The 4,340-nt window shown below is 50.4% G+C and carries 4 protein-coding genes; all 4 read right to left on the bottom strand.

From position 1 onward, the window contains the following. A partial coding sequence (locus ACTHS3_RS09520) for a CoA-binding protein (protein ID WP_440367817.1) occupies positions 1–1,151 on the bottom strand: 1,151 nt, incomplete at its 3' end. A gap of 55 nt (positions 1,152–1,206) precedes the next feature. After that, positions 1,207–2,604, bottom strand: coding sequence for a HAMP domain-containing sensor histidine kinase (locus ACTHS3_RS09515; RefSeq protein ID WP_004519642.1), 1,398 nt, complete (start codon positions 2,602–2,604; stop codon positions 1,207–1,209). Positions 2,605–2,619: 15 nt separating this feature from the next. Then, on the bottom strand, positions 2,620–3,297 hold the full coding sequence (gene misR / locus ACTHS3_RS09510; RefSeq protein WP_004519643.1) for a two-component system response regulator MisR: 678 nt from the start codon (positions 3,295–3,297) through the stop codon (positions 2,620–2,622). Between the two features lie 206 nt (positions 3,298–3,503). Further along, on the bottom strand, positions 3,504–4,340 hold an 837-nt coding region (locus ACTHS3_RS09505; RefSeq protein ID WP_440367814.1), incomplete at its 5' end, for a Wzy polymerase domain-containing protein.

Genomic DNA, 4,340 nt, shown 5'->3' with positions numbered 1-4,340 from the left:
CTGACGAGAATGGGCTTGCTGGTTTTTTGTGCCAAATTATCCAGAGTTTGATGAATGCTGTACGCATCCGGCGTATCTGGCGAAATAATGCCAAGCAGGGCTTGAGTATGCGGATTTTGTAATTGTTCGAGTGCCAGACGGTGGATGCGTGCAGGCGTTGGGTTGCTGCCGATGCAGCCTTGTCGGATGGATGGTACATCGGTTGGGAGGTCGAGGGTCAATTCACGGGCATCGGCGGTAGTGCGCAGCCATTCTATCGGCGTGTCGGACAGAATAGTGGGATTAGTAATGACGGGAATGCCGGAAAGGTGGGCTTTTAGGGCTGCTTCCAGTTCGGCGGTATTGAATACCGGTTGGAAATTGCAATGGCGGCTGAGGCTGCGCAGGATGGCTTTGTCTGTGTCGTTGGTGTAGTGTGTGGACAATAGGATAAGCGGAGTGTGGCGTGTAAAGTGGCGGATGGCACTGAACAGCTCGCGTTGGTTTTCGGCCGGATTGTAGTGGATCACGGCAACTTTGGTATGGCGGTTGTGGCCGAAGCGGTTGAGCCAGTCGGCGGATGTAGTAGGGCTTAGGTTATAGTTGAGGCTGATGTGGCGTGATACGCCTTGGTGCAGCGTGTTCAGCAGGTGGTTGATGTTGCGGCTGACGGTGCTGTGGCCGGTGAGTAATGCGATATGGCCGGCCGGATAGTCGGTTTGGGTGCCGATGTTGAGGTTGAGCGAGGGAAGTTGGATGCCTGCGCTGTTGCATACGGTGATGTTCAATTCATCGCCGTGATGTTTTTGAATGGTGGAACGGGCGTTTTTGCAGGATTCGGGCGGTAGGTTTTCCCAATCTTGAATCAGAATAATGTGGTGCAGGTCTTTTTTACGGCAGGCTTTGAACAGCGAGTCGTAATGGTCGGGCGGGATAACGGCAACAACCAAATCGGCTTGTCCCGGGATTTTGCTGAGGCTGGAGTAGGAGGGAATGCCTGCTACACTGCTGTGTCGAAGATTGACGGGGGTGATTTTGCCTTGATATGAGGAACCGAGCAGGTGGCTGAAAATGCGTTCGCCAAGGCTGTGCGGACGTTCGCTGGCGCCGACGAGGATGATGTGTTCAGGCATGAAGAAGTAGCCGGAGCCGGTTTGGACGGTTGCGCTCATGATGGTTCCTTATTTGTGTTTTTGGCCGTCTGAAAAGTTTCAGACGGCCTTATTTTTAGACTTCTTTTTTGTCTCCGGCTTTCTTTTTGGGAAGGATAAAACGCATCCTCAGGCCGTTGGGTTTGACATTTTCAGCAATGATTTTACCGCAGTGCTGTTCCATAATGTGCTGTGTCAATGCAAGCCCTAAACCTGTACCGGGCTTGTGCGCGCTGGAGTCGGCGCGATAAAAGGCAGTGAAGATATGCGGAAGCTGCATTTCATCGACACCCGGACCGTTGTCGGTCACATCGATAATCCAGTGTTTGCCGTCTTGTCCGATATGGGTTTGAATGGTGCTGCCTTCCGGACTGTAATTGATGGCATTACGGATAACGTTGTCAAAGGCGCGGTATAGATAGCCTTCGTTGGCGCTGACCACGGCATTTTCGGGGATTTTTGGGTCAATGCTCAGGGTAACGCTTTGGTTGTTTTGGTGGGCAATGCTTTGGTTGTCCTCAATCAAGTTGGTTAAGAACGGAACGAGTTTGAGGTTTTCTTTTTCCAAAGGAATATTGGAAGTTTCCAAGCGGGATAGGGTCAACAATTCGCCGACCAGAGTATCCATGCGCACCAATTCGCCTTCAAGGCGCTTGAGGTATTGCTCTTGCTTTTGCGGCTGAGATTGAATCAGGCCGACAATCGCCTGCATACGTGCCAGCGGCGAGCGCATTTCATGAGAAACGTGGTGGAGCAAATGACGCTCTTTGGCAACAAGTTTTTCCAGTTTCTCGGCCATTTTGTCGAACTGCACGGCAAGGTGGGACAATTCGTCGTCACGGTCGTCAACTTGCTGGGAAATGCGGGTTTCGAGTTCGCCATTGGCTACCCTGTCCATGCCACCGCCAAGAATTTTAATGGGCTTGGTGATGTTGTTGGCAAGGATGTATGCCATCAACAGGCCGACGATGATGATGAAAGACAGAATGATAAATTCATGCCAAATAGGCGAAAGCGGCAGGCCGGGAATAAAGAGCGGGCTAGGGAGGCGTTGAGCCTGATGGTTGTCCCAGCCTTTAATGAAGAAGAGGTATTCTTCGCCGAAACGGTCGTATTCGATGTGGGCTAAATCGGATTCGGGGTTATTGATGGCAAAGATGCGGGCACGTTCGATGGACAGGCTGTCGATGTTGCGGCCTAAAATATCTTTTTTATCGTCGCCGGTAATCACATAAACGGCATTGGAAACCGGATTGTTTTTCCATTCGGAAAGAATTTCGCGCGCACCGCTGTCTCCGCGCGAGTTAAACGCGGAGATGATGCTGCTCATCAATGTGGTTTCGATGGTGCGGCGTTGGTTGAATTGGTTTTCGGCGAGGGTGTTTTGTACCAGCCAAAATGAAAAACTCGCCACAAAGATTGCGCAGACGATGACTGCGCAAAATGTGGCGAAGATGCGTTGAAACAGTTTCATTGATCTGTTTAATCTTTAGTTTTTAACAAACAGGTAGCCTAAGCCGCGTACAGTTTGAATCAGGGAGGCATCGCCCAATTTGTGGCGGATGCTGGAGATGTGTACGTCGATGCTGCGGTCAAATTTAGCCAGTTTGCGGTCGAGTGCCTCGATAGACAGGGTCTCTTTGCTGACGACTTGTCCGGCGTGGCGCATCAAAACTTCGAGCAGGTTGAATTCGGTGCTGGTCAACTCGAGCGGAGTGTCTTTGATGCTGGCTTGGCGTTTTGCCGGGTACAAAACGACGTCACTGACAGAAATGCTGTTAGGCGCGTTGTTTTGTTCGGTGCTGTGTTGCGCACGGCGCAGGATGGCGTTGATGCGTGCCAAGAGTTCGCGCGGTGTACATGGTTTCGGAACATAATCGTCCGCACCCATTTCCAGACCGATGATACGGTCGATGTCGTCGCCTTTCGCGGTCAGCATGATGATGGGTACGGTGCTTTGGGTGCGTACGTTTTTCAGTACGTCCAAACCGTTCATTTTAGGCATCATGGAGTCTAATACGACGACATCGTATTGTCCGGTCAGAATTTCTTGAACGCCGGCTTCGCCGTCGGGAACACTATGAACGTTGAGACCTTCGGCAGTCAGGTATTCGGTCAGCAATTCGGTCAAGAGAGCATCGTCATCTACGAGTAATACGCGACTCATGGAATTTCCTTTTCGTGATTGTATGCGCTGCGGTACTAAATGGCAGTACGGCGCTTAAAATAGAGTTGTGTTCAATCTTAACATGCAATCTGCTTTTGTTGATAGCGTAATTTTCTGTGCTTTTGCGCTTTTTTGCATAGAAACTCGCTGCTCTTTACATTTTCAGACGGCCTGTAAGGACAAACTGACAATTGGGTGTGTTTTGTTCAGGGTTTGTCGCATGATTGGGCGGTTTGGTGTTTCGGTGCGTTGATGAAATCTTTGCAATCAGACAAAAGTTTGGGCAGCAAGGGAGCGAATGCCGGGTGACTGCGTATTTTGTCAGCGTAGAAATACATCATATAAGGATAATAATATTGCATTGCCTGCATCCATTGCGCACCTTCTTCTTTTTTGCCTTGTCGGTAGAGGTAAAGGCCGACTTGGTAGGCGCTGGAGTAGGGGCGGTAGGTCAGGGCTTTGAGTGCTGCTTCTTCCGCCCACGGACGGATGTAGGCATCGGTCGGGTCTGCACGTTTGCTCAAGCTCAAATCAGCGTAATAGGCAAGCATGGAGCTTTCTTTGGAAAGTCGTTGCAAGCCGTCGATTTTGTTTTGAACTGTTTGCTGATCGTCGGTTTTCCCTACACGGCTATATTGGGTCAGATTTTGATATTCCCAGCTGAGGTTTGCCATGCCGATTAAAATCGATAAAGCAGCTATACCGCCTACCCACTGTCTGATTCGGGTAGATAAAGGGCCGTCTGAAACATCTTTCGGATAAGAGGGTGTCAACGACAGAATCAGGCTAAATACGGTGAGGAAGTAGATATACCAAAGTGGATATTCAAGCATGCTGTGGCAGAGGCTGACGGCGGCGGCTGTCAGTAAAAACAGCGAGGCCGGTGTTTGGTTGCGTCCCAACAGTCGCCATACGGCTGCAAGCAGGGTTAAGGCTGCGAGCAAGGTGCCGACAATGCCCATTTCGGACAATAACTGCATGACGATATTGTGCGAATGGGTAAACAGTACGCCGAGGATGTTGTTGGGGAAGTATTGTTGTTG

The organism is Neisseria sp. P0009.S007 (genome assembly GCF_051962515.1).
Note: the sequence above shows the minus strand (reverse complement) of the source record. Positions and strands in the feature narration are given on the sequence as shown.

Bases quoted from the DNA above. Each gene is read 5' to 3' on its own strand.
- ACTHS3_RS09515 (WP_004519642.1), bottom strand. From the start codon at position 2,604: ATGAAACTGTTTCAACGCATCTTCGCCACATTTTGCGCAGTCATCGTC.
- misR (WP_004519643.1), bottom strand. From the start codon at position 3,297: ATGAGTCGCGTATTACTCGTAGATGACGATGCTCTCTTGACCGAATTG.